Source organism: Gelidimonas diazotrophica (assembly GCF_055694025.1).
The window spans coordinates 3,414,858-3,430,416 of sequence record NZ_CM146349.1 but is presented as its reverse complement, the minus strand read 5'-3'; the positions used below and the strand labels follow the sequence as shown (position 1 = coordinate 3,430,416).

Genomic DNA, 15,559 nt, shown 5'->3' with positions numbered 1-15,559 from the left:
AACACTCTCCTTTCGGTTATCGCAGAGAAGTTTTTTTCGTGTATTTCGTGTTTTTCGTGGACCGAATTTTTTGTGCGTAACATCAGTTGCTTCAGTTGTATTTGCAACGGAGATATATTAATTGTGAAATTTGATGGAATCATTGGCGAGAATGGCGGTGACGCGCCTTTTGCGCACAGCAAGCGCGCAGGTAGCCGCGCAGTTCATCGTAGTTCACCGGTTTACTGAAAAAGACCACGCCATCCGGCACGCCGCCGCGCGCCTCCAGCGCATCGGGCGTCAGGCTGGAAAGGACGGCAATGTGCATGTCAGACATGTCGGGATGCGCCAGGATGGTGCTGATCACTTCATAGCCATCGATCCCTTCCATCACGATATCGGCCAGCAGAATGTCCGGTTTGTGGCTGACGATCTGCATCAACCCCTGATAACCGTTTTCGCAAAACATTACTGTTGCGGGCAGGTTCCATGACGCAATCTGTTGGTCGTAGATGGCGCGCTGCATCTCGTTGTCCTCGATGATCAGGATGGCGGTGTTTTTGTCAGCCTCTGCCTGCTTCGCGCTGACTTTCTGCGCAGTCGCCTGCGATGCCTTGTAGGCCTCTACCGCAGCAAGAGGAATGCGCCGGTGTCCGCCTTGCGTTTTCCAGGCCTTGATGGTGCCGGCTTCCACTAACTGTTGCACCGACGTGACTGAAATTCCCAGTATTTGGGCGACATTTTGTGTCGTGCATACTTTAGTGGAAGGCATTTTTGCAGTCTCTATGCTTTAAAAATATCATTTTAACTAAATAAAACAAATTTTAGAAATATTTGTTAAAATTGGTTTTTTAGAAATTTTTAATGGCAGCCAGTAATGAACAGAGCGCAGGTAGCGGGCAAATCAATCAGGCGATCATGCAGATGAACCAAGTCACGCAGCACAATGCCACCGCCGCCTCCCTGCAGGGATGCGGCCGTGGGCTGCAATCATTTTCATGACAACAAACAATATGCCTGCTGAAATTCGATTTCTCATCGTTGACGATTTTTCAACCATGCGCCGCATCATCGCCAGCCTGCTCAAGGAGCTTGGCTATGGAAAAATCCAGGAAGCCGAAGACGGCGAAAGGGCGCTTCACCTGCTGCGCTGCGGACAGCAGGATGGGATGCCTGTTAATTTTGTCATCACCGACTGGAACATGCCGGTCATGGATGGCCTGGAATTTTTGAAGGCCATCCGGCAAGACGGCAGCCTGCGCCATCTGCCGGTAATGATGGTGACTGCCGAAGCCAAGAGGGAAAACATCATTCTCGCTGCCGAGGCCGGAGCGGATGGTTATATCGTCAAGCCGTTTAATGCGGCAACCCTGAAGGTAAAGCTGGACAAAATTCTGCTCAAGAAAGGGCTATCCGTATGAACGACTGCGTCAATCCTGGTACAGCCAGCCTCGCGTTTCCGGCCGAGGGTGGCGACACCATTCCAGTATTCGAACGCCTCGGCATGATTGTCCGCGCGCTGCATGACACCTTGTCCGAGATTGGCGCGCAGGACGTGCTCACGGACGCCGCGAGCGAGTTTCCCTCCGCCCGCGAGCGCTTGTTGCATATTGCCAACCTCACTGAAAACGCCGCCAACACAGTGCTTGGCAAGGTGGAAGAAAATACCCCGCTGCTGGACCAGCTTGCGAGCAATGCCGCCAGCTTGGAGCAAGCCTGGAATGGCGCTGCCGGCAGCGCGCCGGCTGCGCCGGAATATGCGCAGCTCGCCATGAACACGCGAAATTTCCTGGCCGAGGTACAAACGGGTTGCGGCGCCACGCACGCGGCGCTGTCGGACATCATGATGGCCCAGGATTTTCAGGATCTGACCGGCCAGCTCATCAAGAAAGTGGTCACGCTGATGGAGCGCACCGAGAATGACTTGCTGAAACTCCTGCTCGATGCCGTGCCGCCCGGCACGATTATCCCGGCGACCAGGAATGAGGTTACGGCAGGCCCTGGCGCACCCGGCAGCATCGCGCTCGACCAGGAAAACGTAGACGATCTGCTCGCTGATTTGGGGTTCTGAACTGTCGTGTTGCTGCAAAAAAGGTCTTTAACCGCACTTCATTGATACGCAGAAGGCACGAAAATATATGGATGTACTCATAGTCGATGATGACCAGACCAACCTCTCATTATTTTCATATATGCTCAAAGCGATCCCGGATGTGACGCCGATCGAGGCGTCCAGCCCGGTCAAGGCGCTGGATTGGTGCCAGACCCATGCGCCGGATCTGGTCTTGGTCGATTACATGATGCCGGAGATGGACGGATTGCAATTCCTGCAGGGCTTTCGGGCGTTGCCCGGCAAGGCGGAGGTCCCGGTGATCATGGTCACCGCAGACGTGCAAACCGAAGTGCGGCACAAGGCGCTGCAGATGAGCGCAAACGATTTCCTCACCAAACCAGTAAATACGACCGAACTGCGCGCGCGGGTAACGAACTTGCTCGCGCTACGCAAGGCGCAGGTGCAACTTGCCAGCCGCCCCAACTGGCTGGCCGAGGAGGTCGCAAAAGCCACCAAGGAAATCGTGGCGCGCGAACGGGATGTGATTCACCGCCTGTCGCGCGCCGCCGAGTATCGCGATCCGGAAACCGGCGCGCATTTGCTGCGCATGGCGAATTATTCACGGCTGCTCGCGGCCAACCTCGGCCTGAGCGCAGCGGAACAGGATTTGATTCAGGATGCGGCGCCCATGCATGACATTGGCAAGGTTGGCATTGCCGACAACATCCTGCTCAAGCCAGGCCGGCTGACCGAAGATGAAATGACGATCATGCGCACGCATGCGCAGATTGGCGCCGACATTCTCAAGGGCAGCGCATCGCCGTTGCTGCAGGCGGCAGCAGTAATCGCGCTGACCCATCACGAAAAATACGACGGTAGCGGCTATCCGAATGGTTTGAACGCGGAGCAGATCCCGTTGCATGGCCGCATCACCGCGGTGGCCGACGTATTCGATGCGCTGACTTCGGCGCGCCCGTACAAACAGGCCTGGGAGCTGGACCGCGCAGCGGCATTGATCCGCGACGGCGCGGGCAATCATTTTGATCCCGCCTGCGTGCATGCCTTTTTCAAGGATTGGGATGCCGTACTCCATATCCGCAGCCAATATCAGGATGTGGGGCAGCATTAAAATAACGGGAGTATCGTCTAAAATAGTGCATTTTACGCATGTATATATTGCATAACTTAAAAATACATAAGCCAGTATTAATTAAGCGCCCAGTTGCCTTATTCGTCCGATCGAGGCGGACGGATGTAAGTTTCGACCGGGATGATTAATCGTAGGATGGGTGCAACCCATCTTGTGCGTTCGATAGGCGATGGGTTGCACCCATCCTACGAATGCGCTTTGTGGCCTTGACTCGCAGCGCGATGTTGCCAATAGGTATGGATGCCGAGCAGGCAAAGCGTCAGCCAGGCCATCGCTTCCGCGAAACCGCCTAGCACGTCGCTCAGGTAGTGGACCCCCAGATACACGCGGCTCAGGGCCACCAGAATAACCAGCGCAATCGCAGTCACGACGATAATTACCCGCCAGCGCCAGGTATCGATTTTGGATACCAGCATGGCCGCCAGTACCCCATAAAACAGCGTTGCGCCAGCCGCATGGCCGCTTGGAAAACTATAGCTCGGCAGGGTAAGAAGCGGATTGTCGAAACTGGGACGGGCACGGTGAAATGCATATTTCATCAACACGTTCAGCAGCATCCCGGACGGGACCGTCACCAGCAGGCAGATGAGCCAGTACCAATCGCGCCTCCAGGCCAAATACAGCACCGCCAACGCCAAAAATATGCTGATGGCAGCCGGTCCGTGAAGATTGGTGATGAGCAGCATGCATTGCGTTAAGACGGGTGTCGCGCGGACGTGGAACCAGTCTGCGACGCGCACATCGATGACCGTGAGCGGGTCGCCGGTCAAAACATCTTCGGCAATGCCACCGAATAACCAGCTGGCAGCAATCAAGACTAGCGCCCCGAATGTCAGATTTAACCCGAGATAGCTGCGCGGTGACAGCCGGGCATGAAGGAATGCGATTTGTGGGGCGAAGCGGTGACGCAGTGCAGCGATCTGCGGCCGCTGGGAAAGGCGCTGCCAGGCCTGCATGATGCTCATAACGCCGGCTTCGTGACGAACCGCCCAGCGGTAGAGCCAGACCAGCAGCAAGATGAATAACAATATGCCGCCGAGAATGGCGCTGGCGCGACCAATCCAGCGCTCTGCAGTGTGCCAGCCGGCTCCGAGGAAATACCCGAGCAACACGACCGCAGACGACCAAAGCGCCGCACCCAATACGTTATAGGGCAAAAACTTGCGGTAGGGCATTTTTGAAGAACCGGCCAGGAATGGCACGATGGCGCGCGCAAAACCGACAAATCGTCCGAGGAAAACCGCTTTGCTGCCGTGTCGTGCAAAGAAGGCATCTGCCTTCTCCACGCGGGCATTGGTCAAACCGAAATGGCTGCCATAGTGCAACAGCGCCGGACGCCCCATCCATCTTCCCATCTCGTAGCCGACGCTGTCTCCCAGGGCCGCGCCAATCGCAACAGTCACAATCAGGACATCAAAATCGAGCACCCCCTGTGCGGCAAGAAACCCGGTCACCAGCACCAGACTTTCACCCGGGATGATGAGGCCAAGAAAAGCGGCCGATTCGAGCATCGCCCCGAGGAAAATAAGCAGGTAACCCCACTGCCCGAGGCGACCTACGAGATTGACCAGGTAATCGAGCATGCCGGTACCGGAAAATGTGTTGAAAGGCCCGCTGGCAGCGCGTTAGCGGCGCATCCATCCGCGCGCAATAGGACCGGCCAGGAGCGTGCGGTAAATTACCAACGCCTGCGCAGTGATGCGTTCTCCGGCCAGACGCCAGACGGGCCGGATGCCGAGCCAGACCGCGCCGGCGACAGTGACCGCACCGACCATATCGAGTGGAAAATGCACGCCGAGAAAAATCCGCGCCCACGCCACGCCCCCGCCCAGCAAAAGCGTGGCCCAGCCTGCCACCGAGCGGATGTTTGCGAACACCAAGGTCAATCCTATGGCGGCAAAAATGGTGACATGGTCGCTGGGAAAAGATGGATCGGCCGCATGCGGGATAAATGTATGGCCTAGCCCGATCATAAATGGTCGCGGATGCGGCCATCCCATACTGAGCAACTGGTTAATCCCCAGCGCGACGAGCGTGACGACGCAAGCCTTCAGTGCCAATGCCCGTTGTGATTCATTGCCCCAGCACCACAGGCCGACCAGAATCAGGGGAATCAAATAAATCAGGTATTCGGCCGTTAAAACGCCGAGGTTGAGCTTCCAGGCCGCAGTGCTTAAGTCGGCATTCAGACGCAAGAAAAGCGCTTGGTTGAGAGTTTCTAATGGTGTCATGAAGGTTGTTCCATGGAATTTGACGAGTTTGGGGCTCAGCTCGAACTGAAGCGTCGCGGTGATAAACAATAGCAACGATTTTACATGCGTGCTGCAATAACACATGTCCTCAAGGCCATAAGGTGCATTGCCCTACGAATTGCGCCTTACGGCCTATCCGTTTGACTGAGGTGAAACGGATGTAGGTATCGACCAGGATGATTAATTGTAGGATGGGTGCAACCCATCTTGTGCGTTCGATAGGAGATGGGTTTCACCCATCCTACGAATTGCGCCTTATGGTCTTCTTCTATTGCCGCATGCTGATAGCAAGGCGGTTTAATGCGTTTATATTCGCAATGGCGAACGTCAGGTCGGAAATTTCGACGTCAGAGAAGTGTTCTTTCAATGGATTAAACACGGCATCGGGCGCATGGGTTTCGCTGATGCTTGTCAGCGATTCGGCCCAGGCTAAGGCGGCGCGTTCTCTTGCGTTGAATAAGTCACTCGCGTGCCAACCCGCCAAGACGTCCAGCCTTTCCGTAGTTTCACCAGTATCGCGGAGAGTTTTGCCATGTTTTTTGAGGCAAAAAGAACAACCGTTGACCTGCGAGATACGCATATAGACCAGTTCAATCAACGGTAAGCCAAGCGCGCTGCGCTCCAGCGCGGCGTTGACTTGACGCAAGCCTTTCAACAACTCCGGGGACAATTCGAAATACGGAAGGCGCAGATGACGCATATGAAAACTCCTATTTATAGAAACGATATTTATGCATTCCGGTGATTACGAAAGGCAACACTAAACCCCTTTATCGCGCCACCAGATCCGCCATCGCCACCGCGTTGGCATCGCCGATCGCGCGCAGACCGGCCGCAATCGTCATCCGGTCCGCGCTGGAACGGTTTTGGCTCGCTTTCCAACTGCCGATCACGCGGCTCAAGGGGATTTCGATGCCGATGATGGCGGGTAATGTTTTTTCGATAAATTCTGGCGGCGCGTCGCTGACTTGCCACGGCTGGGCGTGAGTCGCTTCATGCCGATGTGTCAGGCGTTCCAGCAGCGCATGCAACCATGCGGCGTCATCGATGATGCGCAATGGCCCATACGCATGCACGGTCGCATAGTTGTAGGTCGGCACCACCTTGCCGCTCGCTTTTTTCTCCTCGTACCAGGTGGGCGTGATGTAAGCGTGCGGCCCCTGGAATACCACCAGCGCATCCAGCGCGTCCGAAGCATTGCGCCATAACGGGTTGTTGCGGGCGATATGCGCGCGCAATGTCCCATGCGGCGCAGCGGCGCTGGCGGGCGCGATTTCAAACGGGATGTGGCTGGCATTGAGTCCGCCCGGCTCCAGCGTAATCAGGGTGCCCAATGGATAGTCGTGCATCAGCTGATGCAGCACATCGAGCCGATCTTCTGCAAAGTGCGAGGGTACATACATGGGATTGCTTTCAAGATGCGGATTACGCAAATACTGTGGTTTAGTCGTGCAGGCACGGAGGCCTGCACTACTGGATTTGCGTAAGCCGCAATATAAAAATTAAGGTATCTCGACTACCACATCAGCTCTGAGCGAATGGGCAATGGCGATGGTGGAGGCGTGTGAGTGCGCTATGCAGCGACAGCGGAAGGACGCGGGATGACCCAGCCATTGGCAACTGCGTCAAATCCGATTTTCGGGTAGTACGACATCGCGCTCGGTGCCGCCAGCAACAAGAGCATCGTGTCAGTGCCAATCGCGCTGTGCACTTGCGCGATCAGGGCTTGCCCGATGCCCTTTTTTTGATAGTCGCGATCCACCGCCAGATCGGATAAATAACAGCAAAAAGAAAAGTCGGTCAGAGCGCGGGCCACACCGATCAGGTTTGCGCCATCCCAGGCGGTGATCAGTACGCTGCCATGCTGGAGCATCTTTTCCAGGCGCGGCAAATCATCGACGGGCCGGTTGATGCCGGAGCGCGTAAAGACATGGGCCAGTTGTTCTGGCGTGATACGGCGGTTTTGCGCATAAACGATAGTGTGCATGGTGTGCCTGGTCGTTGGGGTGGAGATATGCACCATGTTATTGTTCAACTTGGCTTTTGAAAATATCCAATAACACCTATTTTTGAAATGCCAATTTGCATAGCATCAGGCGTGTTTTTTGTTTGCCGATGCTTGTGATTTTGGAGCTACCAATTTCAGTATTAAAAATTGTTATGCATATCACCCAATTACTCGCATCCTTACCACTAGACCGTAATGGCCCGACAGCGTTGTTTCGTCAATTGTATGCAGCGATCAAACAAGCCATCTTGAGCGGTGCCATCAGCCCCGGCATGCAACTGCCGCCAACCCGCGATTTTTGCCGTTTGCTCGGAATTTCGCGCCAAACCGTACTGAACGCCTACGCGCAACTGATGGCCGAAGGCTATCTGACTGGCAGCGTTGGCAAGGGCACCTTTGTCAGTGAGCGATTGCCGATCGCATCGCAGCAGCGTGCGGCTCCTTCTGCCAGCGCCAGCAGCGCAACCACGCATTCAGCGGCAACGCTGTTGCGTCCGCTATCTAGCCGTGGCTTGCGCTTTGTCGATGCGATGGGGGAAATGCGTTTTCATCAAGGCCAGCCGCGTGCGTTTCGAATCGGCATGCCCGATCTCGATCTGTTTCCATTCGATATCTGGTGCCGGCTTGAAGCGCGCTGCTGGCGTCGCCCCGACTATCAGATGGGCTATTCCGATCCGGCCGGTTATGCGCCTTTGCGCGCACTGCTGTGCGTTTACCTGAAAGCGTCACGCGGTGTCAATTGCACGCCGGAGCAGATCGTCATTACCTCCGGTTCGCAGCAGGCGCTCTTCCTGTTGTCGAGCTTGCTGCTCGCGCCCGACGATGCGGTCTGGGTCGAAAATCCCGGTTATCGCGGTGCCAGTGCGCCGCTGCATGCGGGCCAGGCCCGCATTACGCCCGTGCCGGTCGATGCCGACGGACTCAGCGTCGCCTATGGCGCCCAGCATTGCCCGGATGCCAAATTGATCTACGTCACGCCTTCGCACCAACTCCCGCTCGGCGTGACGATGCCCCTGCAACGCCGGCTGGAATTACTGGCTTGGGCCGCCGCCCATAAAGCGTGGGTGATCGAGGACGATTACGACAGCGAATACCGCTACACCGGCCCGCCGCTGGCTTCCTTGCAAAGTCTCGATACTGCCGCGTGCGTGATCTATGTCGGCACGCTGTCGAAAGTGCTGTTCCCCGGTTTGCGGCTCGGCTATCTGGTCGCGCCACTGCCCTTGGTTGAGGCGATCGTCCAGGGCAAAGCCGTGATCGATCGTCACACCGCGATCGTGCCGCAGATAGTGTTGGCGGATTTCATCGCCGAGGGTCATTTCAAGCGCCATATCAAGCGCACCAGAGAAGCGTATGCAGAGCGGCGCGAGGCGCTGCTGCAAGCGCTCGACGCGCAGCTGGCAGACGAATTGGTGTGCGGCCCGACTGATGCAGGGCTCGACTTCGCAGTGTATTTTAAAAAACCGCACGATGAAATTGCCATTGCCCAAGCGGCACTGGCAAAAGGGATTGAAGTGCGGCCCTTGTCGCACTATGCCAGCACGCTTGCCAACGCTGCGCCCGCATATAGTCAATCGCAAGGATTGCTGCTGGGCTTTGCCGCGATTTCAGTGGATGAGATTAAGCACGGCGTGACTGTTTTGCGACAAGTTTTAAAGGAGGCATCGAGTCACAATTGAGGGGCGTGTATGGTCCCGGGCTCTTAAAATTCACGCAGTCGCCTGTTATTCGTTTTATTTTTAAAGAAAAATAACAGGAGTATAGTTAAAAATAGTGTATTTACCGCATATATTAATTGCGGTAACTAATAATACATAGGCCTGTACTATTGAATTTCTGAAAAAGTTTCTGCCACCTCAAATCGGGACAGGTGCGTTGTATTTTGAAATAAATCGCATTGCACTTTAATGCCTTAATCATTCGATTGCGGCGCAACGGATGTAAGTATCGAGCGGGATGATAATCGTAGGATGGGTGCAACCCATCTGTAAATTCGATAGGCGATGGGTTGCACCCATCCTACGAATTACGACTTACGGTCTTGCCTTTTTTTGCTGCGTCAAACATGCCACTCCCGCTACAATGCGCGGCATGGATATCTTGCTTTCACAATCACACATTGCCGCATTGCGTCAGGCTAGCGCACAACAGGTTGCGGTCGAGGTCGTGGCCGAGACCGGCTCGACCAATGCTGACTTGCTGGCACGGCTGGGCGGCTTGTCGTCGCCGGTGCTGCTGGTGGCCGAAAGCCAGACTGCCGGCCGTGGCCGCGCCGGGCGCAGTTGGCATTCGGTGCCGGGCGGCGCATTGACGTTTTCGCTGGCGTGGCGTTTTGCGCTGCCGATTCAGGCGCTGCTGGGTTTGCCGCTGGCGGTCGGGGTGGCGCTGGCCGAGGCGCTGGCGCTGTTTGATGTTCGGGTTGGCTTGAAGTGGCCGAACGACGTGCTGAAAGACGGCAACAAGCTGGCCGGGATTCTGGTCGAAACGGTGGCCGCGCCTACATCAAGACCAAGTGGACCGGGCGCGCAAGGCGGCACTTGGGCGGTGATTGGGATTGGTTTAAATTTGAGCGTGCCGGATCAACTCGAAGCGCAGATCGGGCGCGCGGTGGCTGATGCGCCGTGGCTGGCGCGGCTGGACCGCAACTTGTTGCTGGCGGCATTGTTGAATGCGTTGACGGAATCATTGGTGCAATTCGAGTCGGGCGGTTTTGCCGCTTTCGTGGCGCGCTGGAATGGTCTGCATGCATTTGCCGGCAAAACGGTGGTAATTCTGGATCGCGGCCAGGTGGTGCAGCAAGGCGTGGCGATGGGAGTGGATGCCATCGGCCGCCTGCTGCTGGACACTGCCGCCGGCCGGGTTGCCGTGTTGGCCGGCGATGTATCGCTGCGCTTAGAGAAAAAGTGAAGGAAAATTAAGCATGCTGTTATTGGTCGATGCCGGCAACACCCGGATCAAGTGGGCGCTGGTGGATGCTGCCACGGAATTGGGCCGCTGGAGCGCCTTTGGTACGGTCAGCCACGCCGAGCTTGGCACGCTGGCGCAGGCTTGGAAAAACTTGCGGTTTTCGCGTGCGCTGGTGTCCAACGTGGCCGGTGCAGCATTGCGCCTGAGTCTGGAGGCGGCTTTGGCCGCCGCCGCTGCCGCCACAAACCCGCAGCCAAAGCAGATCGTCTGGTTCGCTTCAACGCCGCAACTGGGCGGGGTCAGGAACGGCTATCGCGACCCGGCCCAGCTCGGCTGCGACCGGTTCGCTTCCCTGATTGGCGCGCACGCATTGTTTCCGCAGCAAGCCTTGATCGTCGCCACCTGCGGCACCGCCACCACGGTCGATGCGCTCGATCCGGATGGAAATTTTGTGGGCGGGATGATCTTGCCGGGTCTGGGTTTGATGGCGAGTGCGCTGGCGCAAAACACCGCACAATTGCCGCATGTGGCGCATAAATTATCGCTGTCGCAGGCGTTTGCCGACAATACCGATGCCGCGATTGTGGCCGGTTGCCTGGCCGCCCAGACTGGCGCCATCGAGCGCGCGCTGGCGGCCCATACGCAGCGGCATGCTGCTGTGCAGTGCGTGGTGGCCGGCGGCGCGGCGGCGTATATCGCGCCGCAGCTGCGGGTGCCGCATAAAACCGTCGATAATCTGGTGCTTATCGGCTTACAAGTCGTGGCGTTGCAGGCCGCGGATTCGGATTCGGACCTATCATGTTGAAATTCATTTTCTGGATACTGTTGCTGGTCAACGCTGCGCTACTGGCGGTTAACTGGAGCGCTTTCGATGCTTTCATGCCGGATGGGCGCGAGTCGCAGCGCATCCAACGCCAAATCCATCCGGAACAGCTGACCTTGCTTGCTGCCGGAGCCGCAGTTGCGGCGGCCACACCGGCAGCGGTGACAGCCGAGCCTGCGCCGCCAGCCCTGATTGCCTGCACTGAAATCGGCAATTTCCCGCTGGCACAGGCCAAGCGTTTTGAGGCGCGGAGTGCGGAGCTGGCGCTGGGCGACCGGCAATCGCGCCGCAATGTGCGCGAAGTCGGCAGTTACATGGTGTATCTCCCGCCGCAGGGAGGCCAGGCCGGCGCGCAGCAGAAGGTGGCGGAGTTGCGCCAGCGCGGCGTGACCAATTTCTTCATCATGCAAGACAATCCCAGTCCCGATTTGCGCTGGGGCATTTCGCTGGGGGTATACAAGACCGAATCTGCTGCCAAAATCCTGCTGGACAAGCTCAGGCAGCAAGGCGTGCAGTCGGCCCGGATCGGCGCCCGCAGCGTGGCTACTGGCAACGTGATGTTTCAGCTGCGCGATCTGGACCCGGCCGGCAAAGCGGCGCTCGACCGGATTGCCGCAGATTTTCCGGAGCAGCAGTTGCGCAACTGCCAGTAAACCGATAGCCGCGTCTTGTCGGCATGTTTACAGCATGTTGCGCTGTTCGGTCAGCTTGCCGTTGATCGATTCAAAAATCACGATGGTGCCGTCGCGGATGTCGCCTTTGTCGTCGAACGACAGCGAACCCTGGATCTTGCCATTGAATGATTCCCTGCTGATTTCAGGCAGATACACTTTCGGGTTGGTCGAGTTGGCGCGCTGCATCGCTTGCGCAAACAGATGAATGCCGTCATAGGCCAGCGCCGAATAGGCTCCCGGCACGCCGAACCTGGTTTTGTACAGTTCGGTGAAAGCGATTCCGGCCGACAGCCAGGACGGCGGCACGCCCGCAATCGAGCAATAGAAATCGTTATCGCCGCTGCCTTCCGCGTGCTTGACGGTGGAGGCATCGCACATCGCATCGCCCACTACGTATTTGGCGCTGGAGCCAGCCTTGCGCAAGGCTTTCAGCAGCGGCATGCCGGCCGCTTCGTCGCCGCCGAAGAAGATGATGTTGGCCTTCGATCCGACGATTTTTTGCGCTAACTGCGCGAAGTCGGTGCTGGCTCCATCCACGCTGTCCTGCTGCGTGGCGATATTGGCGCTTTTGAGGGTCTTGCTCACTTCTGCCGCCAGCCCGGCCCCGAACAGGGTGCCGTCATCGACCAGGTACACCGATTTCGGACGCAGTTTCTTCTGGATCAGATGGCCCAGGGCGGCGCCTTGCTCAATATCGTCAGCGGTGATGCGAAAGGCGGTCTTCAGGCCCATGCGGGTGTATTTCGGGTTGGTGGAAACGGACAATTGCGGAATCCCGGCGCTGGCGTACAACGGCGCCGCGGCAATCGTCACGCCGGAGTTGAAGTGGCCGAACACTGCCGCAACTTTTGCATCAATCAAGCGCCTGGCGGCAATTTTTCCTTCGTCCGGCGACGCCTTGTCATCCTCGATTGCCAGCTCGAAATGGGCGCGCTTGCCGTTGATCATGAAAAAATCCCGGTTCAGTTCGTCCACCGCCACTTCGGCACCGTGGGCGATGTCTTTGCCGTACTGCGCCAGCGGTCCGCTCATCGGTCCGACCACGCCGATTTTCACGGTTACCTCGCGGCTGCAAGCGCCCAGCAGAGTGAGTGCGGCGATGATGCATGAGATGCGCTTGAATGGATTCATTTGTCCTCCTGATTGTGCGGATGTGCTTGTGATGATAGTGCCATTAGGCATCTTTTGAGTGAAAAAATAGTGTAACCGGCTGCCAAAAAATCTTGCAACACGCTCTGGATGTAATTTAAATATCAGGGGTATGTTGATAAAATACCAGTTTCCCGCATTATTTATATGCGGATTAAAAAATACACATATGTGTATAATTTACTGCGAAGTTGTTGCCAAGATTGTTGGCAAAAGCGGCAACGCTGCAACTGTCGCGTTGAGGCAGCTGGGGCAAAGGCAGGATGCGGGCACCCCGGCGCTGCTTACTGAGCCAATCGAGCCAATCGCGCCAATCGCGTCAATCGCGGCGGCTGGCAAGGCTGGCAATGTGGTGCACCAGCACGGCGCCATGTCTGCGCCATGCACGTCAACCATGCCGCACGCGAATGGCGCACCGCAGCGCATGCACAGGCTCATGATTCCGATCCTGATTCTGCTACCGGTAGCAGCAGTGTGTCGCCTATTTTCATCGATAAGTCCTTGAAACAATTGGATAATTTGCGTGTTAATGCGGCTGTCGATTCAGCTTTACATGCGCTCGCTGTGGCGGCATCTGCAAGGGGCCGCACTGCCGGCACGATGCTACACGCTTCGACTCTCCGGCGGCAGGTCCTGGGTGTCTCGGCATGCGAAATGCAATCCGCAATTGCGGGGAAAGATGATTTTCCCTGTAAAATCGCGGAAAATATTTCAGGACTTGCCATGACCGCTCTCACTAATTTTGATCTCCATCCCGGCGGCGATTTAAACGCTGTCGCACCGGAAATCAAGGCCGAAATCCTCGCGGAAGCCTTGCCTTACATCCGCAAATTCCACGGCAAGACGATCGTCATCAAATACGGCGGCAACGCGATGACCGATGAACGCTTGAAGCACGGCTTTGCGCGCGACGTGATTTTGCTTAAATTGGTCGGCATGAATCCGGTGGTGGTGCATGGCGGCGGCCCGCAAATCGATAGCGCACTGAAGAAAATCGGCAAGCAGGGCACTTTCGTGCAAGGCATGCGCATCACCGATGAAGAAACCATGGAAGTGGTGGAGTGGGTGCTGGGCGGCGAAGTGCAGCAAGATATCGTGATGCTGATCAACCATTACGGCGGCCAGGCGGTAGGCTTGACCGGCAAGGACGGCGGCCTGATCCGGGCCCGCAAGATGCGCATGCCAGACAAGGAAAATCCGGGTCAATTCCTCGATCTCGGCTTTGTCGGCGAAATCGACGCGATCAATCCGGCGGTGGTCAAGGCGCTGCAGGACGACGCCTTCATTCCGATCATTTCGCCGATCGGTTTTGGCGACGACGGCCAGGCTTACAACATCAATGCCGACGTGGTGGCCGGCAAGATCGCCGAAATCCTGAAGGCCGAAAAACTGATCATGATGACCAATATCGCCGGCGTGCAGGACAAGGCGGGCAATCTGGTGACGGATTTATCGGCGCGCGAAATCGATGAAATGTTTGCCGACGGCACCATTTCCGGCGGCATGCTGCCGAAGATTTCATCGGCGCTGGACGCCGCCAAATCGGGCGTCAACACCGTGCATATCGTCGATGGCCGGATCGCCCACTCGCTGTTGCTGGAAGTGTTGACCGAACAAGCGTTCGGCACCATGATCCGCAGCCACTGATTTCGGCCACTGGTTTGCGTCACAGACCTGGGCCGCTGTGGCTGTTCGATCTCGACAATACGCTGCATAACGCCTCGCACGCGATCTTTCCGGCCATCAACGTCAACATGAACGCGTTCATCGCGCAAGTGCTGGGCAATGACGCCGGACCGGCCGATCCAGAGATCGTCAATGCGATCCGGATCGATTACTGGCAGCGTTACGGCGCGACCTTGCTCGGCATGGTCAAGCATCACGCGGTGCGGGAGGCGGATTTTTTGCACGCAGCGCATCGCTTCGATGACGTCAGCGCGATGATCCGCGCCGAGCGCGGCCTGGCGCAACTGCTCAAACGGCTGCCCGGACGCAAGATATTGCTGACCAACGCGCCGTATCAATATTCGCGCGCGGTGTTGCGCCATCTTGGCTTGCACCGGCATTTTGCCGCCCATGTTCCGATCGAGTCGATGCGGGTGCATGGCAAGCTGCGCCCCAAACCGTCCAGCCTGATGCTGCGCCAGTTGATGGCCAGACAGCGCGTCTGCGCTAGCAATTGCATTTTGGTGGAGGATACCGCGGCCACGCTGAAAGTCGCCCGCGCGCTGGGCATGCGCACCGCCTGGGTGACCCAATATCTGGCCGCGCCGGGCGCTCCCAGGCGCGGCGCGCGCCCCGCTTATATCGACGTCAAGGTAAAGTCAGTCAGGCAATTGCCCGGCCAGCTGCATCGCTTGCGTTGATGTTGGCGCATTAAAGGTTAACGCAAAGGGTGGCGGCAGCTTTGCAAGCGTATGATGTTGCCAGCGGAGTATTCTAAAAGCCGCAATAAATACATGCGGTAAATAATTGCTTTTTTGCCATACTCCCGCTCTAACAGAATTCCCCAGAGGCTTTTGCGCAAACCGCAGATGCGCCTGGCGGCCTTGCAACAGTGCATT

Annotated in this window: 18 protein-coding genes; 10 read left to right on the top strand and 8 right to left on the bottom strand. The window is 57.0% G+C overall.

Features of this window, described 5'->3' with window-relative positions; all coding sequences use genetic code 11:
- Positions 1-139: 139 nt before the first annotated feature.
- Entirely contained in the window at positions 140-751 is a 612-nt protein-coding gene (locus KGFNPO_RS15955) for a response regulator (protein ID WP_472632215.1), read from the bottom strand.
- Between the two features lie 92 nt (positions 752-843).
- Between KGFNPO_RS15955 and KGFNPO_RS15950 the strand changes: the two genes are divergently transcribed.
- From KGFNPO_RS15950 to KGFNPO_RS15935, 4 genes are all read left to right on the top strand, one after another.
- Entirely contained in the window at positions 844-981 is a 138-nt protein-coding gene (locus KGFNPO_RS15950) for a hypothetical protein (protein ID WP_472632214.1), read from the top strand.
- A complete protein-coding gene (locus tag KGFNPO_RS15945; RefSeq protein ID WP_472632213.1) occupies positions 978-1,400 on the top strand; it encodes a response regulator in 423 nt (140 codons plus the stop codon). The genes KGFNPO_RS15950 and KGFNPO_RS15945 overlap by 4 nt, the downstream gene beginning before the upstream one ends.
- On the top strand, positions 1,397-2,050 hold the full coding sequence (locus KGFNPO_RS15940; protein WP_472632212.1) for a protein phosphatase CheZ: 654 nt from the start codon (positions 1,397-1,399) through the stop codon (positions 2,048-2,050). Before KGFNPO_RS15945 ends, KGFNPO_RS15940 begins: the two co-directional genes overlap by 4 nt.
- Before the next feature lie 67 nt (positions 2,051-2,117).
- A complete protein-coding gene (locus KGFNPO_RS15935) occupies positions 2,118-3,161 on the top strand; it encodes an HD domain-containing phosphohydrolase (protein ID WP_472632211.1) in 1,044 nt (347 codons plus the stop codon).
- Between the two features lie 206 nt (positions 3,162-3,367).
- Here KGFNPO_RS15935 and KGFNPO_RS15930 read toward each other — a convergent pair whose 3' ends face one another.
- From KGFNPO_RS15930 to KGFNPO_RS15910, 5 genes are all read right to left on the bottom strand, one after another.
- Positions 3,368-4,765, bottom strand: coding sequence for a bifunctional DedA family/phosphatase PAP2 family protein (locus KGFNPO_RS15930; RefSeq protein ID WP_472632210.1), 1,398 nt, complete (start codon positions 4,763-4,765; stop codon positions 3,368-3,370).
- Positions 4,766-4,807: 42 nt separating this feature from the next.
- Positions 4,808-5,413 (bottom strand): phosphatase PAP2 family protein, encoded by a 606-nt coding sequence (locus tag KGFNPO_RS15925; protein WP_472632209.1) that lies wholly within the window; start codon positions 5,411-5,413, stop codon positions 4,808-4,810.
- 289 nt (positions 5,414-5,702) lie between these two features.
- Positions 5,703-6,134: a carboxymuconolactone decarboxylase family protein gene (locus tag KGFNPO_RS15920; RefSeq protein WP_472632208.1), complete on the bottom strand. Its 432-nt coding sequence runs from the start codon at positions 6,132-6,134 to the stop codon at positions 5,703-5,705.
- Between the two features lie 70 nt (positions 6,135-6,204).
- Complete coding sequence (locus KGFNPO_RS15915; protein ID WP_472632207.1) at positions 6,205-6,837, bottom strand: FMN-binding negative transcriptional regulator; 633 nt, start codon at positions 6,835-6,837, stop codon at positions 6,205-6,207.
- Between the two features lie 170 nt (positions 6,838-7,007).
- Complete coding sequence (locus KGFNPO_RS15910; protein ID WP_472632206.1) at positions 7,008-7,421, bottom strand: GNAT family N-acetyltransferase; 414 nt, start codon at positions 7,419-7,421, stop codon at positions 7,008-7,010.
- A 173-nt stretch (positions 7,422-7,594) separates the two neighbouring features.
- Here KGFNPO_RS15910 and pdxR point away from each other — a divergent pair, with 173 nt between their 5' ends.
- The 4 genes from pdxR to KGFNPO_RS15890 all read left to right on the top strand — a co-directional run bounded on the left by pdxR (position 7,595) and on the right by KGFNPO_RS15890 (position 11,825).
- Positions 7,595-9,121, top strand: coding sequence for a MocR-like pyridoxine biosynthesis transcription factor PdxR (gene pdxR, locus KGFNPO_RS15905; RefSeq protein WP_472632205.1), 1,527 nt, complete (start codon positions 7,595-7,597; stop codon positions 9,119-9,121).
- Between the two features lie 412 nt (positions 9,122-9,533).
- The gene (locus KGFNPO_RS15900; protein WP_472632204.1) at positions 9,534-10,349 is read left to right on the top strand and encodes a biotin--[acetyl-CoA-carboxylase] ligase; all 816 of its coding nucleotides are present in this window, start codon (positions 9,534-9,536) and stop codon (positions 10,347-10,349) included.
- A 13-nt stretch (positions 10,350-10,362) separates the two neighbouring features.
- Positions 10,363-11,154 carry a type III pantothenate kinase gene (locus KGFNPO_RS15895; protein WP_472632203.1) on the top strand — a complete coding sequence of 264 codons (792 nt, stop codon included), beginning with the start codon at positions 10,363-10,365 and terminating at the stop codon, positions 11,152-11,154.
- Positions 11,148-11,825: an SPOR domain-containing protein gene (locus tag KGFNPO_RS15890; RefSeq protein WP_472632202.1), complete on the top strand. Its 678-nt coding sequence runs from the start codon at positions 11,148-11,150 to the stop codon at positions 11,823-11,825. The genes KGFNPO_RS15895 and KGFNPO_RS15890 overlap by 7 nt, the downstream gene beginning before the upstream one ends.
- A 27-nt stretch (positions 11,826-11,852) precedes the next feature.
- On the opposite strand, the gene KGFNPO_RS15885 is transcribed toward KGFNPO_RS15890, so the two are convergent.
- Positions 11,853-12,977 carry a branched-chain amino acid ABC transporter substrate-binding protein gene (locus KGFNPO_RS15885; RefSeq protein WP_472632201.1) on the bottom strand — a complete coding sequence of 375 codons (1,125 nt, stop codon included), beginning with the start codon at positions 12,975-12,977 and terminating at the stop codon, positions 11,853-11,855.
- A 198-nt stretch (positions 12,978-13,175) separates the two neighbouring features.
- Positions 13,176-13,433: a cysteine-rich CWC family protein gene (locus tag KGFNPO_RS15880; RefSeq protein WP_472632200.1), complete on the bottom strand. Its 258-nt coding sequence runs from the start codon at positions 13,431-13,433 to the stop codon at positions 13,176-13,178.
- A 285-nt stretch (positions 13,434-13,718) separates the two neighbouring features.
- Between KGFNPO_RS15880 and argB the strand changes: the two genes are divergently transcribed.
- Together argB and KGFNPO_RS15870 are read left to right on the top strand one after the other, a co-directional pair.
- Positions 13,719-14,642 (top strand): acetylglutamate kinase, encoded by a 924-nt coding sequence (gene argB / locus KGFNPO_RS15875; RefSeq protein WP_472613846.1) that lies wholly within the window; start codon positions 13,719-13,721, stop codon positions 14,640-14,642.
- Between the two features lie 14 nt (positions 14,643-14,656).
- Positions 14,657-15,361, top strand: a complete 705-nt coding sequence (locus KGFNPO_RS15870; RefSeq protein ID WP_472632199.1) for a pyrimidine 5'-nucleotidase — start codon at positions 14,657-14,659, stop codon at positions 15,359-15,361.
- Positions 15,362-15,559 lie beyond the last annotated feature (198 nt).

What these genes read in the sequence shown, in the direction of transcription:
- KGFNPO_RS15955 (WP_472632215.1), bottom strand. Translation starts at nt 751, where the DNA reads ATGCCTTCCACTAAAGTATGCACGACACAAAATGTCGCCCAAATACTG.
- KGFNPO_RS15950 (WP_472632214.1), top strand. Translation starts at nt 844, where the DNA reads ATGGCAGCCAGTAATGAACAGAGCGCAGGTAGCGGGCAAATCAATCAG.
- KGFNPO_RS15945 (WP_472632213.1), top strand. Translation starts at nt 978, where the DNA reads ATGACAACAAACAATATGCCTGCTGAAATTCGATTTCTCATCGTTGAC.
- KGFNPO_RS15940 (WP_472632212.1), top strand. Translation starts at nt 1,397, where the DNA reads ATGAACGACTGCGTCAATCCTGGTACAGCCAGCCTCGCGTTTCCGGCC.
- KGFNPO_RS15935 (WP_472632211.1), top strand. Translation starts at nt 2,118, where the DNA reads ATGGATGTACTCATAGTCGATGATGACCAGACCAACCTCTCATTATTT.
- KGFNPO_RS15930 (WP_472632210.1), bottom strand. Translation starts at nt 4,765, where the DNA reads ATGCTCGATTACCTGGTCAATCTCGTAGGTCGCCTCGGGCAGTGGGGT.
- KGFNPO_RS15925 (WP_472632209.1), bottom strand. Translation starts at nt 5,413, where the DNA reads ATGACACCATTAGAAACTCTCAACCAAGCGCTTTTCTTGCGTCTGAAT.
- KGFNPO_RS15920 (WP_472632208.1), bottom strand. Translation starts at nt 6,134, where the DNA reads ATGCGTCATCTGCGCCTTCCGTATTTCGAATTGTCCCCGGAGTTGTTG.
- KGFNPO_RS15915 (WP_472632207.1), bottom strand. Translation starts at nt 6,837, where the DNA reads ATGTATGTACCCTCGCACTTTGCAGAAGATCGGCTCGATGTGCTGCAT.
- KGFNPO_RS15910 (WP_472632206.1), bottom strand. Translation starts at nt 7,421, where the DNA reads ATGCACACTATCGTTTATGCGCAAAACCGCCGTATCACGCCAGAACAA.
- pdxR (WP_472632205.1), top strand. Translation starts at nt 7,595, where the DNA reads ATGCATATCACCCAATTACTCGCATCCTTACCACTAGACCGTAATGGC.
- KGFNPO_RS15900 (WP_472632204.1), top strand. Translation starts at nt 9,534, where the DNA reads ATGGATATCTTGCTTTCACAATCACACATTGCCGCATTGCGTCAGGCT.
- KGFNPO_RS15895 (WP_472632203.1), top strand. Translation starts at nt 10,363, where the DNA reads ATGCTGTTATTGGTCGATGCCGGCAACACCCGGATCAAGTGGGCGCTG.
- KGFNPO_RS15890 (WP_472632202.1), top strand. Translation starts at nt 11,148, where the DNA reads ATGTTGAAATTCATTTTCTGGATACTGTTGCTGGTCAACGCTGCGCTA.
- KGFNPO_RS15885 (WP_472632201.1), bottom strand. Translation starts at nt 12,977, where the DNA reads ATGAATCCATTCAAGCGCATCTCATGCATCATCGCCGCACTCACTCTG.
- KGFNPO_RS15880 (WP_472632200.1), bottom strand. Translation starts at nt 13,433, where the DNA reads ATGAGCCTGTGCATGCGCTGCGGTGCGCCATTCGCGTGCGGCATGGTT.
- argB (WP_472613846.1), top strand. Translation starts at nt 13,719, where the DNA reads ATGACCGCTCTCACTAATTTTGATCTCCATCCCGGCGGCGATTTAAAC.